This window comes from Geomonas sp. Red32 (assembly GCF_023652955.1).
In the GTDB taxonomy this organism is placed as follows: domain Bacteria; phylum Desulfobacterota; class Desulfuromonadia; order Geobacterales; family Geobacteraceae; genus Geomonas.
Genome location: NZ_JAKLOY010000006.1, coordinates 214,998 through 233,754, shown reverse-complemented (window position 1 = coordinate 233,754; position 18,757 = coordinate 214,998). Strand labels below are relative to the sequence as shown.

At 61.2% G+C, this 18,757-nt stretch carries 17 protein-coding genes; 2 read left to right on the top strand and 15 right to left on the bottom strand.

Translation table 11 applies throughout. The features are described 5' to 3' along the window. Positions 1–102 precede the first annotated feature (102 nt). On the bottom strand, positions 103–882 hold the full coding sequence (locus L4X63_RS16680) for a dienelactone hydrolase family protein (protein ID WP_250679779.1): 780 nt from the start codon (positions 880–882) through the stop codon (positions 103–105). 213 nt (positions 883–1,095) lie between these two features. Here L4X63_RS16680 and L4X63_RS16675 point away from each other — a divergent pair, with 213 nt between their 5' ends. After that, positions 1,096–1,731, top strand: coding sequence for a hypothetical protein (locus L4X63_RS16675; protein ID WP_250679778.1), 636 nt, complete (start codon positions 1,096–1,098; stop codon positions 1,729–1,731). Here the strand turns inward: L4X63_RS16675 and L4X63_RS16670 are convergent. The 7 genes from L4X63_RS16670 to L4X63_RS16640 form a co-directional block, all read right to left on the bottom strand. Beyond that, complete coding sequence (locus L4X63_RS16670; RefSeq protein WP_250679777.1) at positions 1,728–3,638, bottom strand: 4Fe-4S binding protein; 1,911 nt, start codon at positions 3,636–3,638, stop codon at positions 1,728–1,730. The genes L4X63_RS16675 and L4X63_RS16670 overlap by 4 nt on opposite strands. A gap of 8 nt (positions 3,639–3,646) precedes the next feature. Further along, the gene (locus L4X63_RS16665; protein ID WP_250679776.1) at positions 3,647–4,528 is read right to left on the bottom strand and encodes a DUF362 domain-containing protein; all 882 of its coding nucleotides are present in this window, start codon (positions 4,526–4,528) and stop codon (positions 3,647–3,649) included. An 89-nt stretch (positions 4,529–4,617) separates the two neighbouring features. Then, positions 4,618–4,992 carry a hypothetical protein gene (locus L4X63_RS16660; RefSeq protein ID WP_250679775.1) on the bottom strand — a complete coding sequence of 125 codons (375 nt, stop codon included), beginning with the start codon at positions 4,990–4,992 and terminating at the stop codon, positions 4,618–4,620. 233 nt (positions 4,993–5,225) lie between these two features. Continuing rightward, on the bottom strand, positions 5,226–7,022 hold the full coding sequence (ftsH, locus tag L4X63_RS16655) for an ATP-dependent zinc metalloprotease FtsH (protein WP_284694675.1): 1,797 nt from the start codon (positions 7,020–7,022) through the stop codon (positions 5,226–5,228). Positions 7,023–7,361: 339 nt separating this feature from the next. After that, positions 7,362–8,219, bottom strand: a complete 858-nt coding sequence (locus tag L4X63_RS16650; RefSeq protein WP_250679774.1) for an NAD(P)-dependent oxidoreductase — start codon at positions 8,217–8,219, stop codon at positions 7,362–7,364. A gap of 133 nt (positions 8,220–8,352) precedes the next feature. Then, on the bottom strand, positions 8,353–9,009 hold the full coding sequence (locus tag L4X63_RS16645) for an endonuclease III domain-containing protein (RefSeq protein ID WP_250679773.1): 657 nt from the start codon (positions 9,007–9,009) through the stop codon (positions 8,353–8,355). Beyond that, positions 9,006–9,236, bottom strand: a complete 231-nt coding sequence (locus L4X63_RS16640; RefSeq protein WP_250679772.1) for a hypothetical protein — start codon at positions 9,234–9,236, stop codon at positions 9,006–9,008. Before L4X63_RS16640 ends, L4X63_RS16645 begins: the two co-directional genes overlap by 4 nt. Positions 9,237–9,553: 317 nt before the next feature. Here L4X63_RS16640 and L4X63_RS16635 point away from each other — a divergent pair, with 317 nt between their 5' ends. Continuing rightward, positions 9,554–10,408, top strand: coding sequence for a PHP domain-containing protein (locus tag L4X63_RS16635; RefSeq protein ID WP_250679771.1), 855 nt, complete (start codon positions 9,554–9,556; stop codon positions 10,406–10,408). A 371-nt stretch (positions 10,409–10,779) separates the two neighbouring features. Here L4X63_RS16635 and L4X63_RS16630 read toward each other — a convergent pair whose 3' ends face one another. The 7 genes from L4X63_RS16630 to L4X63_RS16600 form a co-directional block, all read right to left on the bottom strand. Beyond that, the gene (locus L4X63_RS16630; protein ID WP_250679770.1) at positions 10,780–11,601 is read right to left on the bottom strand and encodes a cytidylate kinase family protein; all 822 of its coding nucleotides are present in this window, start codon (positions 11,599–11,601) and stop codon (positions 10,780–10,782) included. A gap of 170 nt (positions 11,602–11,771) precedes the next feature. Further along, positions 11,772–12,308 carry a rubrerythrin gene (gene rbr / locus L4X63_RS16625; RefSeq protein WP_250679769.1) on the bottom strand — a complete coding sequence of 179 codons (537 nt, stop codon included), beginning with the start codon at positions 12,306–12,308 and terminating at the stop codon, positions 11,772–11,774. A 117-nt stretch (positions 12,309–12,425) separates the two neighbouring features. Beyond that, positions 12,426–13,475 carry a GTP-binding protein gene (locus L4X63_RS16620; protein ID WP_250679768.1) on the bottom strand — a complete coding sequence of 350 codons (1,050 nt, stop codon included), beginning with the start codon at positions 13,473–13,475 and terminating at the stop codon, positions 12,426–12,428. 15 nt (positions 13,476–13,490) lie between these two features. Then, complete coding sequence (locus L4X63_RS16615; RefSeq protein WP_250679767.1) at positions 13,491–14,462, bottom strand: hypothetical protein; 972 nt, start codon at positions 14,460–14,462, stop codon at positions 13,491–13,493. A 10-nt stretch (positions 14,463–14,472) separates the two neighbouring features. Further along, on the bottom strand, positions 14,473–15,588 hold the full coding sequence (locus L4X63_RS16610) for an SPOR domain-containing protein (protein ID WP_250679766.1): 1,116 nt from the start codon (positions 15,586–15,588) through the stop codon (positions 14,473–14,475). Positions 15,589–15,670: 82 nt separating this feature from the next. Further along, positions 15,671–17,767, bottom strand: coding sequence for an elongation factor G (gene fusA / locus L4X63_RS16605; protein WP_250679765.1), 2,097 nt, complete (start codon positions 17,765–17,767; stop codon positions 15,671–15,673). Positions 17,768–17,967: 200 nt separating this feature from the next. After that, entirely contained in the window at positions 17,968–18,732 is a 765-nt protein-coding gene (locus L4X63_RS16600; RefSeq protein ID WP_250679764.1) for a type III pantothenate kinase, read from the bottom strand. Positions 18,733–18,757 lie beyond the last annotated feature (25 nt).

Genomic DNA, 18,757 nt, shown 5'->3' with positions numbered 1-18,757 from the left:
GGGGGGACAGGGGGGATTTTTGCCCTGCCGGCTACATCACTCCATTGACGCCTCCCCCACCCCCTCGCCCCCTCCCTCAGGGGGAGGGGGCATTATAACGCCCTACTTGAAGATCTCCTTAAAGAACAGCCTCATCGCCTCCCACGAGCGGTGGTCGGCCTTCTCGTTGTAGGCCACCCCTTTGGAGGGGTCGTTGCCGGACTTGGGATTGGTGAAGCTGTGGACGGCGCCGCCGTAGATATTCATCTGCCAGTCTACCTTGGCGTCCCGCATCTCCTTCTGGAAGGCGGCCACCTGGGCCGGCGGCACGAAGGTATCGTCCCCTCCGTGGAGGGCCAGGATCCTACCCTTGATGTTCCTGGCGTCGGAGGGATTCGGGGTATCGAGCCCGCCGTGGAAGCTCACGGTGCCGAGCACATTGGCCCCGCTGCGGGCGAGTTCCAGTGCGGCGGTCCCACCGAAGCAGTATCCCATTGCCGCGAGCTTCTTCGGATTCACGTTCGGAAAGCTCGTGAGCTTTTCAAGCCCCGCCGCGGCACGCGCCCGGATCAGCGAACGGTCCTCGCCGCGGTACTTCCCGGCCTCCTTGGCGGCCTCCTGGGGATTGGCCGGGCGCACTCCCTTGCCGTAGATGTCGGCGGCGAAGGCAACGTAACCGAGCCTGGCCAGTTGCTCGCAGCGCCCTTTCTCGTACGAGGTCACCCCGGTCCACTCATGAATCACCAGCACACCCGGGCGTTTTCCTTTGAAGGAGTCGTCATAGGCGAGGTATCCCTCCAGCGGAGTATCCCCCTGCCGGTACTCAATAGTCTTGGTAATCATCTTAGCCTCCACGCCCTGGGCAACGAGCACCAGGAACAGGGCAAACAACCACTTTTTCATCTTCCACCTCCTGAATGTGAGCCTCATCCCGCAAGCAGCAGCCGGTGAGGCACCAGCTTAATGGGACGGGCGAGACTGCGATACCAACATAGTACCAAATCGAGGAAAGTTTCGCGTTTCAAGGGGAGGGGTAAGCGAACAACCAGAGGTGGCAATTGACAGAACGTCCTCCGATTATATTCTTTCCCTATCCCACCAAATTAGAGGTTGCCAATGTCATCTCTAAAATACCTACCTTACCTGGCGTTACTTCTCCTCTCCATCACCCTCTTCAACGGCTGCACGCTCTTTGGAAAATCCTGGAGCAGCGCCCCGACCGCCACCCTTCTCCAGGTCCAGGACGACTACCGTGCCGCGGAGGAGCAGGCGGCGGCGACGGAATGGGCACTCCACGACCTGTACTTCGCACCCGATCATGACATCCCGCAGGCGTATAAGGTTTTCTGCGGTGAAGCGGCCAACATGGAAGTGAAAGGAAAGAACCTGGTGACACATGCCGAGGGAATTCATTATCGAGGCGAGGGGTACCTGGTGGAACCCGAGGTGAACAGCGCGAAGTGCCCGCTGCCCGGGGCCGCCCCCGCGGTGCAGACCCGGCCGGCGAGGCTGGGGAATTTCTACAACGTGATCGACGGCCAGGCCTGGGATATCAGGGATAACTGGCGGGCCTACCAGTTCGACATCCGGCAAATTTGCGAAGCGCTCGACCGCAACTTCAACCCGGCACTGATCGATGCCCTTACCCCGATTTTCGGTAAGGCGGCGGTGGACAACGCCAGCCTTATCGAATCGCTGGAACAGGCCCGCCACGGGATCAAACTGGCAGGGTCCCAGCCGCCGGAGGATTAGCGGTAAGGATTCTCCCCTTCCCACACCTCTTTGCCACCATCATTCCCTTTACGCCGGTTACCTGCGCCGGCCGGGGCGTCACCCGAGGCTCCCCGGCCGGCGTCTTTCTTTCTGGCGGGAGACTTCACTTCCTGCCCAACCCCGGTACCGGCTCCACCATAAGGATCGCCCCCCTCCCCTGCTCCCCCGCGGTAAGGATCAGACTCCTTCCCCGCACCGGCTCCGCCATAAGGGTCACTCCCGTCCCCGGCACCCGCCCGACGATTCACGTCACTCTCTTTCCCTGAGCCACCACCGTACGGATCACCGACCTTTCCTGCACTGGTACCGCCGTACGGGTCACTCCCGTCCCCCGCACCGGGGTCTGAAGGCTGGTCATCCGCAGGAGCCATCGCCACCGCCTTCAACGGGCTCTTGTCCTTGACCGCGAAGACCTCGATGCCGGACTTCCCTTCCAGCGGGCAGACGTTCTCGCAGATCCCGCAGCCGTTGCAGAGTTCATCGACCACGTACGGGCGGAGGATCTTGATCTTGTTGCCGTGCCGGTCGATCTCCTCGACCTCCTCGGACTTGATCGCCTTCTCGGGGAAGGGGCAATGCTCTTCACAGACGATGCAGTTCGTCTTCTTGGCATAGGGGAGGCAGTGGTTCTTATCCAGCACCGCCTTGCCGATCACGGCTCGCCGCTTTTCCTCGATGGGGAGCGAAGGGATGGCGGCGGTCGGGCAAACCTGGCCGCAAAGGTTGCAGTTGTACTCGCAGTAGCCAAGGCGCGGGGTGACCACCGGGGTGAAAACGGCCTCCACCCCCCCTTGGGCCACAGCTGGATAAAGGGCTCCGGTAAGGCAGACCTTCATGCACTCGCCGCAGCGGACACACTTCTTGAGGAACTCGTCCTCGCTCCCGGTCCCCGGCGGACGGAGCAGGCGGGCCTGGGCCTCCGGTTTGCGGAACCGGAAGCTTCCCGCCAGCAGAAAGCCCGACAAAAGCCCACCCAGGAGGACCCGCCGCTCGGGAAGGTACGGCCCGTGTCCGGGAACCGGCAGAGCAAGATCGAAAGAGACCCGATGCTGACGGCACCCCTGTTGGCACTTCATGCAGAGAAGACAGTTGTCCGGCTCCAGGAGTTCCCCTTCGAAGGCGCAAGGGCAGACGGCCCGGCAGGCCTTGCAGTCATCACACAGGGAAGAAGGGCTCCTCCTGAAGATGGAGAAGCGGCCGAAAAGCCCGAGCAGGGTCCCCAGCGGGCAGAGGTTCCGGCACCAGTTCCGGCTCTCGTAGCGTTCGAGGTAGATGATGCCGAGGAACATGAACCCGGAGAGGAAGGCCAAGGGATAGAAGGTGTCCCGGAATGGGAGGATGTTGTCGCGTAGAACCGCATAGGCAGGAGCGATGTAGTCGCGTCGTTCTCCTACCAGCCCGTAGAGGTCCACCCAGCCGCTGCGCACCGTGTGGCCGAAGATGGGATAGAGGAAAAAGGTAAGCCCGCGGACCAGGATCGCGATGGGGTCCAGCACCCCGGCCAGATTCACGTGGAAGAAGGCGGCAACCAGCATCGGGAAGAGCAGCCAGTACTTCACGTTTCCCTTGAGGATGCGCAGGGGAGCGCTCTTCTTGATACGGACGGTGACGAGGTCGAGCAGCGTGCCGAGGGGACAGATCCACCCGCAGAAAAACCGGCCGAGGAGTGTGCTGAAGACGAGGGTGATGACCGCCGGAAAGAGCAGCCAGGTAAGAGAATGCGCCGAGAGTAGATAACTCACCACCACCAGGGGATCGGCCCGGAAGAAGCTGTTGATGGCGGCGGAAATGGTGTCGGAGCCGCGGTATTCGGTCCGCACGAACAGCACCAGGAAGACCGCCAGGAACAAGAGCTGGATGATGCGCGCGAGGTTCGCTTTTCTCATCGATCCCCTCAGGCCCTGACGATGCGAACCTTGTTCAGGTTCATCTCGCCCAGCCCGCGCCGGTGTGCCGCCACGGTGACCGAGATATCCTCGGGGCGATGCCCGAAGAGGGTGGTCGCATAGGCGTCGGCCGCCACTATGTCGGTGGAGGCGAGGACCTTGTTCAGGGCCTTCACGTCACGCAGGTTGCCACCCTGGGGGCCGTGGGCGGTCAGGACGCGGGTGGCGTCAACCACCACGAGGTGGCTTTTGAGCACGCTGTTGACGTCGGCCAGCGCCTCGTCGATGTTGCGGTGGATAGCACCGCGGTTTCCGCCCATCACCCCCATGACGTTCTTAAGCCCAAGGGTGACCTTGGTGAGGCTGTGATGCTTGGCCACCGGGACGTTTATGAAGACATCGGCGTGCAGCGCCTCGTCGTAGAGCTCCCATTCGCTCAGAACCTTCCCCCTGAGGGCTATCTTCTTGAACCGCTCGTCCTCGATGAACTTCAGCTCGACGTTCTTCATCCCGCCCAGCGCGGCCGTCATCCCGCTGTTCACGTAGCAGCGCCGCTCGTCGTTGCAGGAACGGTCGAAAACCTTCACCTTCTTGGCCCCCGCCTTCAGCGCCTCTTCGGCAATGGTCTTCACGACGGCAGGGTTGGTGTTGGCAGCCTGGGCAGAGGTCCGGTCCCACCCGATGTTGGGCTTGATCACCACCACGTCGCCATGCTTCACGAAGCGCTTCATCCCACCGAGCGCGGCAATGGCATTACGGGTGATCTGGGCGGCGTCCCTTCCTTCCGCCACCGCCACCACCGGCTGGTTGGCAGCCAGCGCTTCGTTCCAGAAAAGACGGTTGAAGATGGCGGACAGTCCGAGGATCTTGAGAAAAGAGCGGCGGTGCATAAAACCTCCTGAAACAAGTTCTAGGTTCTACGTTCTAGGTTAAAGGCCCAAGGAAAGAGCTAGACGCTTCGTGCCATCGCCGGAACTCTCTATCCGGAGCGCTTCGGAGGACGCCAGCCGTCGTCGAAGTTCTCGACGAGGTCGGCTTTGAGTGGCAGTTGACAGTGAAGGCAACGACGCAGATAGAGAAGGCTCATGCCGTTGACATGGTAGTAGTTCCGGCAACGGGGACATCTCGCCACTGCGGAGTAGCTGGTCACGACAACGAGGACACCGACCCAGATGAAAAAGACGGGGAGGGAGCGCTCAAAGGAATGCGTGATCCTCTGCGTCACCCACATGAGCGGGAGATAGCCAAGCAGCACCAGCCAGAGAAACCAGCGCCGGCGGCGAATTATCTGAAGTCCCGGGGAAAGCGGAACCGTTGCAGGAATCTCTTCGGATGGAGGGGTGCCGTTTGCCAAGACTGCCTCGTTGGGAATTCGAAGACCAGCACAGCCAAAGGATCAGGCTGTATTAAATAGCACTTAATGCAAGAGGCGGCAACTATTTAGAGGGAATGAAAAGAGGAGGAAAAAAGGATTTTGGGGACAAAGGCCTATGGTTCCCTCCCCCCTGGAGGGGGAGGGGGGATGACGGAAAACACAAAGGGACTGGCTCACGCCAGTCCCTTTGTATAGGTCCTCTACATTGCGACCTAGCCCTGCACGGAGGGAAATTCTATCCCGGCCTTGGTGAAGTGCGGGACGAGGACTGCGTCGATTTCGGAGGAGTCGAGGGTCTCCTTGGCGACCAACTCCTCGGTGAGCGCCTTGAGCGCGTCCATATGGGTCGTCAAAAGGTCCACCACCTCCGTGTAGCTGCCGGTCACGATGGAGCGGATCTCGGAGTCGATCTCCAGGGCCGTGGTGTCGCTGAAATTCTTGCCGGTGTGCCCAGCGCCGGGATCCGTACTCTCGTGGTTCCCGAAGGCTACCGGACCGAAGGCCTTCGACATTCCCCATTCGCAGACCATCTTGCGGGCGGTATCGGTGGCGCGGGCCAAGTCGTTGCCTGCCCCGGTCGTGGTGGTACCGAAGATGAGCTCCTCGGCGGCCCGTCCCCCCATTAACACCTTGAGATGGCCGTCGAGCATTTCTTTCGTGTAGCAGTAGATGTCCTCGGTGGGAATCTGGAGGGTCACCCCCAAGGCGCGGCCACGGGGGACGATGGAAACTTTGTGTACCGGGTCGCAGCCGGGGACCAGCTTGGCAACCAGGACGTGCCCAGCCTCGTGATAGGCGGTGCTCAGTTTGGATTTCTCGGACAGCACGAGGGACTTCTTCTCGGCGCCCATCAGGACCTTGTCGCGGGCGGCATCGAGGTCGGCCATCTCCACCCTCCCCTTGTTGGAACGGGCAGCCAGGATGGCGGCTTCGTTAACGACGTTGGCCAGGTCGGCGCCGGAGAGCCCTGGAGTTCCCCGGGCGATAACCCGCAGGTCGACCTCGTCACTCAGGGGAACGTTCTTTGCGTGGACCTTGAGGATCTCCTCCCGGCCGCGGATGTCCGGGGAAGGTACCACCACCTGGCGGTCGAAGCGTCCCGACCTCAGCAGTGCCTGGTCCAGGACCTCCGGCCGGTTGGTGGCCGCAAGGACAACGATCCCGGAGTTGACCGAGAAACCGTCCATCTCCACCAGGAGCTGGTTGAGTGTCTGATCCCGCTCGTCACTGGCCCCCCCGGTAGCGGCATCGCGCTTGCGCCCGACGGCATCGATCTCGTCGATGAAAATGATACAGGGGGCTGCCTTCTTCCCCTGTCCGAAGAGGTCGCGTACCCGGGAGGCGCCGACGCCGACGTACATTTCGACGAACTCGGAGCCGGACATGGCGAAGAACGGTACTCCCGCCTCACCGGCCACGGCCCGGGCCAAAAGGGTCTTCCCCGTTCCCGGAGGGCCCACCAGGAGGACGCCGGTCGGCATCTTCCCGCCAAGGCTTGCGAACTTGGCCGGATCCTTGAGGAAATCGACCGTCTCCATCAGTTCGGCCTTGGCCTCCTCGGCCCCGGCCACATCCGAGAAGGTGGTGCGGGTAACGGAACTGTCAAAGAGTTTGGCCCTGCTCCGCCCGAATCCGCTGTACTTGCGGATCATCAGCGTGCCGATACCGGCCACGGTAAGGATAATCCCAAGTTCGAACCAGTGATACTGGCTCTCGGGCACCGACGAGAAATCGACATGCTTGGCAACCAGCAGTTTCGGGATTTCCGCACCGGAAGGAACGTAGAGAGTGTAGCTTTCGCCCTTCTTGCCGAGCGCCTTGATCTGATCGCCCTCGAGCCGGACGCGGGTAATGTGGCCCGTGTTGACCTTGTCGACGAACGTTGTATAGCTGATCGGCTCCTGCGTTTGGTGGTAGTTGCTCCAGGTGTAGTAACCGGTGAAACCGGCCCCGACGAAAGCCAGCATGGCCAGCCCCACGAACAGACGTTTTTTTTGAACGTGACCCATGGTCTCCCTTTTATCCTGTAGAGATTGCCGGCCTGAACCCCTGTGTGCGGTGGCGTGTTCGCCATCCAATAAAAGGGGGTGCGACTTGTTTCGTTGGCGGATGGAATCGGAGGAGGAGAATCTGTGCCGAGGCGGTGTAACGTCAAGCCGGACAATTATTTTTATCGGATCGGCCAGAATTTTGTACAGACAAATTATCTTAAACGGTAGTTGCTAATGCGGGGGGAAGGTAACGGAAGGGAGATGCAGGCTTAGTGGGTATAAGTGAATCGGAAAGAAAAAGGGGGGCGCCTTTCGACGTCCCCCTGGTGGATCCTATCTCACATTCTTGAAGAAAGGCTACTTCCGCAGCTCCTTAATGACCGCGCAGAAATCCTCCTCACCGAAGCCATCCTCGACAGCCTTGCCGTAGACGGCGGTGACCGTCTTGGCGGAAGGGAGATCGATCTTCAGCTTGTCGGCCTGCTCGAGCACACGCTGCATCTGGCGGTGAACGTACTTGAGCGCGAGGTTGCGGCTGAAGTCGCCGCGGGCGATGCTGCGCCCTTTGGAGTGGAACAGCGGCGAAGCAACCCCGCCGGAGTCCAGCACCTCGAGGATCTTGTCCGGTTTGAAGCCCATCTTCTCGCCGAAGACCAGCCCCTCGGACAGGGTCTGCATCATCTCGGCCTGGAGCAGGTTGACGATGAGCTTCATCCTGGTGGCGTCGCCGATCTTGCCGATGTGGATGATGTTGAGCCCGAAGTAGGAGAACGGCTCGCGGCAGCGCCCCAGCAGCGACTCGTCGCCCCCCGCCAGGATGGTCAGCAGGCCGTTGGCGGCGTGCTCCTTGCTCCCCCAGACCGGTGCCTCGAGGAAAGAGACGCTACGCTTGGCGCACTCCTCGGCCATCCGCTCGATGGTCTCGATGCAGTGAGTCCCCATGTCGACCATGATGGTACCGGCGTCGATCCCCTCGAGGACGCCCTTTTCGCCGAAGACCAGGTGACGGCTCTCCGGGACGATGACGATGACAAGATCCTTACCCTTGGCGGTGGCCATCGGGGTTTCGCCGACCGTAACTCCGAGCTTGGCGAGCTCCGATACGTTTTGGGGATCCTGGTCGTAAACCGTCAGTTCATAATCCGACTTGGTGAGGTTGGCAGCCATGTGCAGGCCAACGGTCCCCAATCCTACAAAACCGATTTTCTTCAGCATAAATAACCCCCCAAGGTGGCCGATGCGTCGGCAGCGGTGATATCAGTAGGCCTGTTTAGGCAAATGTTGCTGGTTCATTCCGAAAGGTCAGTTTTTCATTATACTTAAATGGCGGCTAAATGCAAACATTGTTTTAACGAAACTTCGAAACGCCCGCTCTGTCGCACAGTTGGTACAGCGGACACTGGCTGCACTTGGGAGAAAGCGGCGTACACATGTTCTGCCCGAAGGTGACCAGCATATCGTTGATGGGAATCCAGTACTGGGAAGGAAGTTTCAGCCTCAGCGCCTTCTCGGTTTCCTCCGGATTCCTGGTCTTGATGTATCCCCAGCGGTTGCAGATCCTGTGGACATGAGTGTCGACGCAGATCCCCGCTTTCCCGAAACCAAGGGTCAGCACCAGGTTGGCCGTCTTCCGCCCTACCCCGTTGAATTTCAACAGTTCGTCGAGGTCGTCGGGAACCTGGCTGCCGTAACGCTCGACCAGTTCCCGGGAGATCTCCAGTATCTGCCGGGCCTTGTTGCGGTAAAAGCCGGCCGGATAGATCGCCTTCTCGATCTCGTCTACCGAGAGATGAATGAGCTTTTCCGGCGTATCGGCCAGGGCGAAGAGCCTCCCGGAAGTCTCGGCCGTCACCTGGTCGCGGGTCCGCAGGGAAAGTATACAAGAGACGAGCACCTTGAACGGGTCGCCGTCCTGGGTGGCGACGATGGTGACCGCGGGGGTAACCCACTGCGTGACCGCCTCGGCGACGATCGCCATCGCCTGATGGATCTGGTCGTCCTTCATCTATAGACCCGGTTCCTGACGATCCGCATGATCAGCACCCCCAAGATCGAAGAGCAAAGACCGACGCAGAGAAGGAGAAGACCGAAAGACCTGCCGTCGCCGAGATTGAGGAGGTTTCGCCCGTTCATGAAGGCAATGAGGCCAAGACCGGTAAAGGTGGAGATCCCTCCAAAAACAAAGATGGAGATGGCCAGCGCGGCCCAAAACATCCCCTTATTTTTTGCCACAAATCCCCCTGATTCCAACCGCAAAATAGTCTTTTTATACAAGAAGGAACCAGGCATGGCAACCGATTTCCCGTCCGGGCGCCGCTTCTCCTTTTCATGAGGACTATGGCATACCTATCGGTCACGGGGAGTCGTACCTGAAGAAGCAGGTGAAAAAGGGGACAAGGCCCCCTGGAGGATTCATCGCCCCAGCCGGGGAGAGCGCGAATCGACAGGGGTAAAGGTTGCACAAAGCGGGAAAAGCCCTATAATGGCCCGACTGATCACCCTCGACGTCCGGGCCCCAAGGGGAGCGGACGGGAGGCCAAGGAGACCGCATGAGCAACCTGGTGGACCTGCATATACATTCCAACTATTCCGACGGGGTTCGCACCCCCGCCGAACTCGCCGAAATGGCCTGCCGGCTCGGCCTGAAGGCCATCGCACTCGCCGACCACGACACCGTCGACGGTACCGACGAACTGCTGGCCGCTGGTAAGGCCTGCGGACTTGAGGTTCTCCCGTCCATCGAATTCTCGGTGGCCTACCAGGGATACCGTGACGTCCACCTGCTGGGCTACTACCTCGATTATCACGATGCCGGACTCCAGGAGACCCTGAAGGAATTCCGGGACCGCCGGGAGCGCCGCGGAGAGGCGATCGTCGAGCGGATCAACGAGAAGCTTGGATGGGAAAAAAGGGAGCCGATCTCCTGTGAAGAAGCGGCCGCCCTGGCCGGAGGCGCGCTCGGCCGCCCGCACATCGCGCAGGTGCTGATGGCCAAGGGATACGCCCAGGACATGCAGGACGCCTTCGTCCGCTATCTCATCCCCTGCGACGTCCCGAAGCGGTACTTCCCGATGGAAGAGGCGCTGAGCACCATCCATCGTCTGGGGGGGGTGGCCGTGCTGGCACACCCCACCACGGTGACCCAGGAAAGAGGGGTGCTGACCGCCATCCTCGACGCCCTGATCGTGCTCGGGCTTGACGGAGTCGAGGCCTACAACAACGTCTGCACCGAGCAGGACAGCGCCTATCTCAAGGCGTACGCCGACAAGATGGGGCTGATCTGGACCGGCGGCTCAGACTACCACGGTATCGAGGAAGGTATCGACATGGGGAGCGGACGGGGAAACCTGGCGATCCCCTACAGCTGCGTGGAAAGCATCAAAAGGGCCCGGGACCGGAAATAAACCTTCGGTCCGGGGACCCCATCCTCACCCTGTCCCTCCCCTTGAAGGGGAGGGAACCTTTCGCCCCCCGCCTCCTATCGCCGCCTCCTATCGCCGCCTCCTATCGCCGCCTCCTATCGCCGCCTCCTATCGCCGCCTCCTATCGTTCACTCACGCCCTGTCTCGCCTCTAAACGGCAGGACTATTATCACCCTCGCCTCTTTGGGGGAGAGGGTGCCCGAAGGCCGGGGTGAGGGAGGTTCTTCGGGCCCAACAAAAAAGCGGAGCAATGCCCCGGTATCACCCGGATTCCATTGCCCCGCCTTTATGTAATCGTCCCCTACGCCAACCCTCCCCTTAAGGAAAGGCCTGGCGGGAGGCTGGTGTGACCGTTAGTCTTTGCCCGGTTTGAAATTCAAGACGTCGAGGTCCGCCTCCACGTCGAGGACCCCTTCAACCTCGGAAGCAAGTTTGATCGCCTCATCGATCTCCTCTTCCGACTGGACGTGGCCGGAAAGAGTGACGACGCCCTGCTCGGAAACGATGCAGAAGCGAAGGGCACGGGCCAGGCTCGACTTCAAGAGCTCCGCCTCCACCCTCTTGGCGATGATCAGGTCATCGAGCATCTCCATGGACTCATCTTCAGCCTCCTTGAGACGCGGGTCCTTGACGGCGGCCACGATGCTCTCCACCATGGCGCTCTGGGAGATGCGGGTGGTGTTGAAGACGATGTCGTAGGCGAGCGGATCGCTCCAGTCGCGGTTGAAGTAGAAGTGGATGAAGCCACCCAACTGGTGGTCGCTCTTCCTGATCAGCTCGCGGGCCAGGTCGGGATCGATCCACTCGCGCTCGGCGAACTTCTCGACCCGATCCTCGAAGGGGGCGACGAAACGCACCTTGAGAACGTTGTTAAGCCCCTTGATGAGATCCTGCGCACCGCGGCCGTACAGGATGACGTTCCCCTTCCTGGCACAATCCAGCAGGATCAATTCCATGGTGGCGAGGTGGGCGGCCTTGAGACGGTCTTCGGCGGTACGGTAGGAGGGAGGCTTCTCGTCAACCCTTTCCAGTATTTCAGTAGTCAGACCGTAATTGGGTGCCAGCTCTTCGATCTTCACACGGTCGATGAGAGGATATTTCAGCCGCTTGGCCAACTCCTTGGCGACAGCGTAGGCACCTGTGCCCATCTCTCTGGAAATGGTGATGATTGCCATCCTTAGCCTCCTTAGCTAATGAGAAACCAGGGCATCATAACATGTCAGCCTGATTGTATACAAGGAATTTGAAAAGAGGCCATCAGTGATTGGCCGTGTAAAACGGAGATTGGATCGAACAGGCACCGCGCCCCCTGCCCTATTCATGAGACGGGAGGCGCGGGGCTGGATCAGTAATTCTCAGCGACCCGTTCGAAGTAACCGCGGGGATGATGACAGACAGGGCACCCGGTGGGGGCCTCCGTCCCTTCGTGAATGTGACCGCAGTTGCGGCATTTCCAGGTAGTCGGCTCTTCGGAATTGAAGACGGTTTCTTCCTCGATGGAGGCCAGGAGGGCCTTGTAGCGCTCCTGGTGCACTTTTTCGATCTTGGCGATCCCTTCGAACATGATGGCGATGGCGGTGAATCCCTCTTCGCGGGCCTCCTTGGCCATGCGGGGATACATGTCGATCCACTCGGCGTACTCGCCGGCTGCGGCCGCCTTCAGGTTAGCGAGGGTGTCGCCGATCCCGCCGAGTGCCTTAAGGTGCAGCTTGGCGTGTTCCCTCTCGTTCTCCGCGGTCTCCAGGAAAAGAGCCGCGATCTGCTCGTATCCCTCCTTCTTGGCCACCGACGCATAGTAGGTGTACTTGTTGCGTGCCTGCGATTCACCTGCGAAAGCTTCCAACAGGTTCTTCTCGGTTTTGCTCCCTTTCAGCTCAGCCATGCTGCCTCTCCTTTCGTGCGGCGGGAAAGCGCCCCTACCTGCCAAGCCGGGACTGTCCGGCATGGCAGGAGAAACGCATCCCCTTGCCATCAAACTGCGGTTCGGATCGTACGGATGTTAGCGTCCATCCTCGATGGACAGGGATAACGTGATGGAAACGGACTTGGTCTGGTTGCCGCTGCGAATGGTGAGCGGGATCCTGACCGCCCCCTGCCCGGCGGCCTGGGGAGTCCCCGAGAGCTCCAAGGTGATATCCTCAGCCACGGCAACCGGAGCGGCCGGTTGGGGAGGCTCGGCGGGCGGAGCTGGGACCTGTTCCTCAAAAGCAGGGGCCATGGCAGCAGGAGCCGCCGCAGCAGGGGCCTCCGCCGCCGGGGCCGCCGCAGCAACGGGTGAAGCGGCCGGGGCCACGGGTTCGGGAGCCGACGGAGTTCCGCCCTCCTGTCCCGGACGCCCGCGGCGATCGGCAGCGGATTCCCGCACCGGCGGAGGAACCTCGGCAGCGGTACTGCCAGCGCCGGCGTGGACAGGGACCTCCTCCACCATGTGCTGGAGAGCGTCGCCGCTCACGCCGCCGTCCACCCCTTTGCTCCTCATCCCGGTCAGGACATTCTTGACGAGAGCTAGGAGGGTCTGGAGAACGCCGTCGCCGGTGTAGCTGCTGGCCCTGAAGCTGGGCACCCGGTCCAGGTTGAGCATGGCGTCGAGCTCCACCTGGGAAAGGGCATCCTTCAGATCGCTCTTGTTGTACTGGAGGACCACCGGCAGCGTCGAGGTGCTCTGGCCGTATCCCGCCAGGTATTCGTTGAGACGGTCCAGGCTCTCCCGGTTGGCCTCGGCGCGCTGAGGATGGCTGTCGGCCACGAAGACGATCCCGTCCACACCTTTGAGCACCATCTTCCAGGCCGAGGGATCGACCGCATTGCCGGAAACGGTGTAGACGTGGAAGCGGACCTTGAAACCGTCGATGTTGCCGTCGCCCGGCGGAGTGAAGTCGAAAAACATCATGCGGGCGCCCTGCACGTTCATGGCCTTGAGAACGCCGCGGAATTCCGGCTTCAGCTTGTTGAAGACATGCTTCAGCGTGCTTGCCTTGCCCGAAAGGCCGGGTCCGAAAAAGACGATTTTGGAATTTATCTCGCGCTTAGCCTGATTGATCAAGGCCATATTGGTATCCCCCGATTATCTGCCTTCTTTTTTTCCCATCAATATCCTGCGTGCCTGGGTCGCGATCACCGTGGAGACGTTTTTACTCCTCGCCAGCCCGGAGAGATCCTTCTCGGTCAGTGACGAGATAAACCTGAGCGCCGCGGGAAGCGGTGTCTTGTGATTCTCGATGAGCGCCTTCCTGAGCGGGTAGTTCTTGATCCAGTCCTTGTTGGCACAGATGACCCGCATGATCTCATCGTTTTGCACCTGGGACTTGGCGATTGCCAGCACCTCAGCCTCGGTGATACGCGGGTTCTTCACGACGGCGCCCGATACAAGCTTGTTGCTGTCCTTGATCAGGATGGATCGCCACTCCTTGTCGCCGGTAAGGGCCATCTTGATCTTATCGGCCACCCCCATGTTCTGGGATAGCTGGTACTTCGACTGGAACTCTTCCGTCGTCTCGTCGGGCTCCTCCTCTTCAGACGGGGCCTCATTCTCCTTGTTTCCCTCGCCGGGCAACTCCGGTTCCTTCGCGGCATCTTTCCCTGCCGGTGTTTCCGATGAGGCCGTCGGCTGAACTGCCGGTGAAGCTGCCTGCGAGGCTGCCGGTTGCGTGGCAGCGGAAGTTGCGACAGCAGCCTCGCGCGCGAGGAACGCGGCAGACCGCTCGCTCAGCATCGGGTGGGCCTTTAGCAGGGGAGCCACTTCCGGCTTGTTGAAGTGGAGCTGCACCAGCGCGTCGAGAATGCGCGGGTGCAGCCCCTTGTTGGCGAGCACCTGGACCAGGAAACGGGCGGGCATGGCCCGCATGGAGGCGATGGCGGTGGCCTTCACTTCCGGATCGCCGTCATGACAGAGGTAAAAGACGAGGACGACCAGATCGTCGGGAGACAGCGGAACCTGCCCTCTGGCGGCCTTCAACCGCTCGCTCCGCGGCTTGTCGTCCCCCACGAAAGGGGCGGCGGCAGCGGAAATGGTAAAGGTCACCTTCTTGTTTGGCACCAGATCCCTCTTACTTGCCGAGCTTGACGGGTTTGGCGGTCACACCGGCCCCTTTGAGCTTGGCCACCGCCTTGTCGGCCGCAGCTTTGTCCTTGAAGCTCCCCGCGCGCATCCGGTACACGGGGACCTTGATGGTGGCGCTCTTCAGGAGGAGTTTGACCCCCTTGTTGAACAGGCGGTCCTGCTCGACGGCGGCTTTTCCTTCCCTGAGGTAGGAACCTGCGTAGACGGCGTAGCGGCCGTTTTCCTTCAGCAAGAAGGCACCGGGAGCGACCTGCTTGAGACGGTCGAGCTCTTCCTTGGCCTCGTCGTGGTCGGCGAAGTCGGCCAGGTACAGGCGGTGCATCGCCTCGCTTTTCTGCACGCTGGTCTTGGAGACGTTGCCGATCCCGGCCTGTTTCAGCTTGGCGGTCACGGTTGCCGCCTCGCTCGGTGCAAGATCCCCCTCGATGTCGAGTGCGAAGGCCGGGGCCGCCTTGGCCACCGCCTTCGGCTTGGCGGTCTTGGCCTCTTTCGCCTCCTTGGCAGCGCCCGCCTTCTGGGCCGGCTTGGCAGCTTCCGGTTTCTTCGCTTCGGGCTTTTTGACGGCCTCCGGCTTCTTAGCTTCCGGCTTCTTGGCCTCGGGCTTCTTAGCAGGTTCGGCCTTCTTGGGAGCTTCGGGCTTTTTCGGCTGGGCAGCCGGTACCGGAGCGGCTTTGGGAGCCGCCGGAGCGGGCTTGACCTGGGCAGGAGGTACCGGAGCCGGTTTGGCCTGGGCAGCCGGGGCGGGTTTGGCCTGGGCAGCCGGAGCCGGAGCGGGTTTCGACTGGGCGGCGGGAGCCGGGGCCGGTTTGGCCTGGGCCGCGGGAACCGGGGCGGCCGGAGCAGCCGGAGCGGGCTGGCCCGCCTCCGGTGCCTTGGCGGCTTCCGGGGCACCGGCCGCACGCGGCGGCAGCTTCTGTTTCACCGCCGGTGCCTCGGCAACCGGTTTGGGGGGCGCCTCTTCCGGGCGCGGTTTGATCAGTCCGGTGAAGAAGTACAGATAGACGAAGAGGAGAATGAGCAGTAACAGAAGCAGCAACGATTGCTGCGACTTTTTCTTTTCCGGCACCATTTCACTATCTTCCGGCGAAAAACGATCTGACATGTAGCTCATCCTCCCTCAAAACAGTACATTTTAGTGGCCTCCCCCGCCCGGTAAGGGACGAGGGAGGCATTTTTGCGGCCGCCTAGGCAGCCTTGTTGTTGCCGTTAGCCTTCTGGCTCTCCGCGATGATCTTCTGGGCCATGTGGCTCGGCACCTCTTCATAGTGGGAGAACTCGGAGGTGAAGAGGCCACGGTCGCTGGTCATGGAGCGCAGGTCGTTCGAGTAGGTCAGCACCTCGGACATCGGGACCACCACCCGGATGATCTGGGAGTTGGCCTTAGGTTCCACCCCGACCACCTTCCCGCGGCGGGAGTTGATGTCGCCGATGACGTCCCCCATGTTCTCGTCCGGTACGGTGACCTTCATGTTGACGATCGGCTCGAGGAGCACCGGCTTGCAGAGCTCCATCGCCTTCTTGAAGGCCATGGAACCGGCCACCTTGAAGGCCATCTCCGAGGAGTCCACCGTGTGGAAGGACCCGTCGTAGAGGCTCACCTTGAAGTCCACCACCGGGTTGCCGGCCAGGAACCCTTCCTTGGCGGCATCCTGGATCCCCTTGTCGACCGCCGGGATGTACTGGCGCGGGATGACCCCGCCGACGATCTTGTCCTCGAAGAGGTACCCCTCGCCCCGCGGCATCGGGGCAAGCTCGATCCAGCAGTCGCCGTACTGGCCGCGGCCGCCGGACTGCTTCTTGTACTTCCCTTGCACCTTGGCCGAGCCGCGGATGGTCTCCAGGTAGGGGACTTTCGGGGTCTTGAGCAGCACGTCCACCCCGAACTTCCTTTTCATCTTCTCGACGATGACCTCGAGGTGGACCTGCCCCATGCCGGAGATGATGAACTCCTTGGTCTGGGGATCGCGATGGGACTCGAGGGTCGGCTCCTCCTCGATCATCCGGTGGAGGGCGCCGTGGATCTTGTCCTCGTCGTTCTTGGTCTTCGGCTCGATGGCGTAGGAGATCACCGGCAAAAGCTGCTGGGCCGGCTCGTACACGACCGGCTTAGCCTGATCGCAGAGGGTGTCGCCGGTGATGGTCTCCTTGAGCTTGGTGACCGCCACGATGTCCCCCGCCACCGCCTGCTTGATCGCGTGCTGCTTCTTCCCTTCGAGCTCGAAAATCTGCCCGATCCGCTCCTCTACCCCCTTGGTGGAGTTGTAGACGGTCGAATCCGAGTTGAGCACCCCCGAGTAGACCCTGAAGATGGTGATCTTGCCGGTGTACGGGTCGGAGGTGGTCTTGAAGACCAGCGCGGAGAACGGCTCGGTCTCGGCGGGCGCCCTTTCCACGACCTCCTGCTTGACCGGATCGGTCCCCACCGCCGGAGTGCGGTCGAGCGGGGACGGGAGATAGGCGCAGATGGCGTCGAGCAGGTGGCCCACGGCGATGTTCGAAGTCGCCGAACCGCAGAGCACCGGGGTGAAGGTGTTTCGCAGGGTGCCGATCCTCAGGCCGTCGTAGATCTCGTCCTCGGTCAGCTCCCCGGTCTCCAGGTACTTCTCGGTGAGGGCGTCGTACGCCTCGGCCACCGTCTCGACCATCATGTCCCGCAGCCGCTTGGCCTCGGCCAGGTACTCGGACGGGATCTCCTCCTCCTTGCACTTGCCGGAGAGGTCGTCCGCGTAGCGGTACGCCTTCATCTTGACGAGGTCGATGACGCCGGAGAAGTTCTCCTCCGATCCCATCGGGCACTGGATGGCGACCCCGCGGGCCCCGAGCGCCTTCTCCATGTCGTCGATGGCACGCAGAAAGCTCGCCCGCTCCCGGTCCATCTTGTTGACGAAGGCGATGCGGGGAATTTCGAACTCGTTGGCCCACTTCCAGACTTCCTCGGTCTGGACCTTGACGCCGGAGATGGCCGAGAGGATCACCACCGCGCAGTCGAGGGCGCGCATGCAGGCGCGGGTGTCGGCGATGAAGTTGCCGTATCCCGGGGTGTCGGCGAGGTGGATGGAACAGGTTTTCCACTCGCAGTGGTCAAGAGAGGAGGTGATGGAGATCCGGCGCTTGATCTCCTCGGGCTCGAAGTCCATCGTGGAGGTGCCGTCGTCGACCCGGCCCAGGCGGTCGATCATGCCGCAGTTGTACAGGATCGCCTCGGCCAAAGAGGTTTTCCCGGCACCGCCGTGAGCCACAATTCCAAGGTTGCGCAGTTTAGCCGTTTCGTACCTTCCCATGGTGCCCTCCGTTAGAATAAGAATCAGTCATGATCCACTCTGAAACGAAACCCGACCTGTGAGTAAAGCGAACGAAAAACTTTAAACCCTTTTCAACTCTCTCGTTTGAACCTGTCCCGGTTACCCCCTTGTCTGTGTCTCTTCGAAAGAGCTCACTTAAATAATACCGCGCCCGTTTTCTTCAGAGAAAGAAACCGGAGCTACTTGTTTCGCTGATAGATAATCCGCAGCCCTTCCAGGGTGAGGAATTCGTCCACCGCCTCGATGGTGGCCGACTCCGGCGCGATGAGCGACGCCAGGCCGCCGGTAGCGACCACCTTGGGATTTTCCTTCCCCTCGGCCCTCATCCGCTGCACGATGCCGTCGACGAGCCCCACGTAGCCGAAGAAGATGCCGGCCTGCATGGAGTTCACCGTGTTCTTGGCGATCACCGAGGCGGGGCGGGCGATGTCCACACGCGGAAGCTTGCTCGCCTTCTGGAAGAGCGCCTCCATGGAGATGGCAAGCCCCGGGCAGATGGCGCCGCCGCAGTATTCGCCCTTTTTATTCACGTAGTCGAAGGTGGTGGCGGTCCCGAAATCGACGATGATGAGCGCCTGCCGGTACTTCTCGAATCCGGCAATGGCGTTCACGATCCGGTCGGCCCCGACCTCTTTGGGGTTGTCGTAGTGGATCGGCATCCCGGTCTTGATGCCGGGACCCACGATGTAGGGGGTGATGCGGAAATACTGGCGGGCCAGTTTCTCCAGTACCCCGGTCAGAGTGGGGACCACCGAGGAGACGATGATGTCCTTGATGTCTTCGAAACCGATGCCTGCCAGACGGAACAGGTCGTGAAACAGGATGCCGTATTCGTCAATGGTCTTGGACTTGTCGGTCGACACCCGCCAGTCCCTGACCAGTCTTTCTTCGTCGTAGATGCCGAGCACGATGTTGCTGTTCCCGACGTCGATCACCAGCAGCAAATGAAACCTCCAACAACGGTTAGTG

Coding starts and splice junctions, on each gene's coding strand:
- L4X63_RS16645 (WP_250679773.1), bottom strand. CDS start 9,009: ATGAAGGACGACCAGATCCATCAGGCGATGGCGATCGTCGCCGAGGCG.
- rbr (WP_250679769.1), bottom strand. CDS start 12,308: ATGGCTGAGCTGAAAGGGAGCAAAACCGAGAAGAACCTGTTGGAAGCT.
- L4X63_RS16610 (WP_250679766.1), bottom strand. CDS start 15,588: ATGTCAGATCGTTTTTCGCCGGAAGATAGTGAAATGGTGCCGGAAAAG.
- L4X63_RS16630 (WP_250679770.1), bottom strand. CDS start 11,601: ATGGCAATCATCACCATTTCCAGAGAGATGGGCACAGGTGCCTACGCT.
- L4X63_RS16650 (WP_250679774.1), bottom strand. CDS start 8,219: ATGCTGAAGAAAATCGGTTTTGTAGGATTGGGGACCGTTGGCCTGCAC.
- ftsH (WP_284694675.1), bottom strand. CDS start 7,022: ATGGGTCACGTTCAAAAAAAACGTCTGTTCGTGGGGCTGGCCATGCTG.
- L4X63_RS16665 (WP_250679776.1), bottom strand. CDS start 4,528: ATGCACCGCCGCTCTTTTCTCAAGATCCTCGGACTGTCCGCCATCTTC.
- fusA (WP_250679765.1), bottom strand. CDS start 17,767: ATGGGAAGGTACGAAACGGCTAAACTGCGCAACCTTGGAATTGTGGCT.
- L4X63_RS16620 (WP_250679768.1), bottom strand. CDS start 13,475: ATGGCCTTGATCAATCAGGCTAAGCGCGAGATAAATTCCAAAATCGTC.
- L4X63_RS16635 (WP_250679771.1), top strand. CDS start 9,554: ATGAGCAACCTGGTGGACCTGCATATACATTCCAACTATTCCGACGGG.
- L4X63_RS16680 (WP_250679779.1), bottom strand. CDS start 882: ATGAAAAAGTGGTTGTTTGCCCTGTTCCTGGTGCTCGTTGCCCAGGGC.
- L4X63_RS16675 (WP_250679778.1), top strand. CDS start 1,096: ATGTCATCTCTAAAATACCTACCTTACCTGGCGTTACTTCTCCTCTCC.
- L4X63_RS16670 (WP_250679777.1), bottom strand. CDS start 3,638: ATGAGAAAAGCGAACCTCGCGCGCATCATCCAGCTCTTGTTCCTGGCG.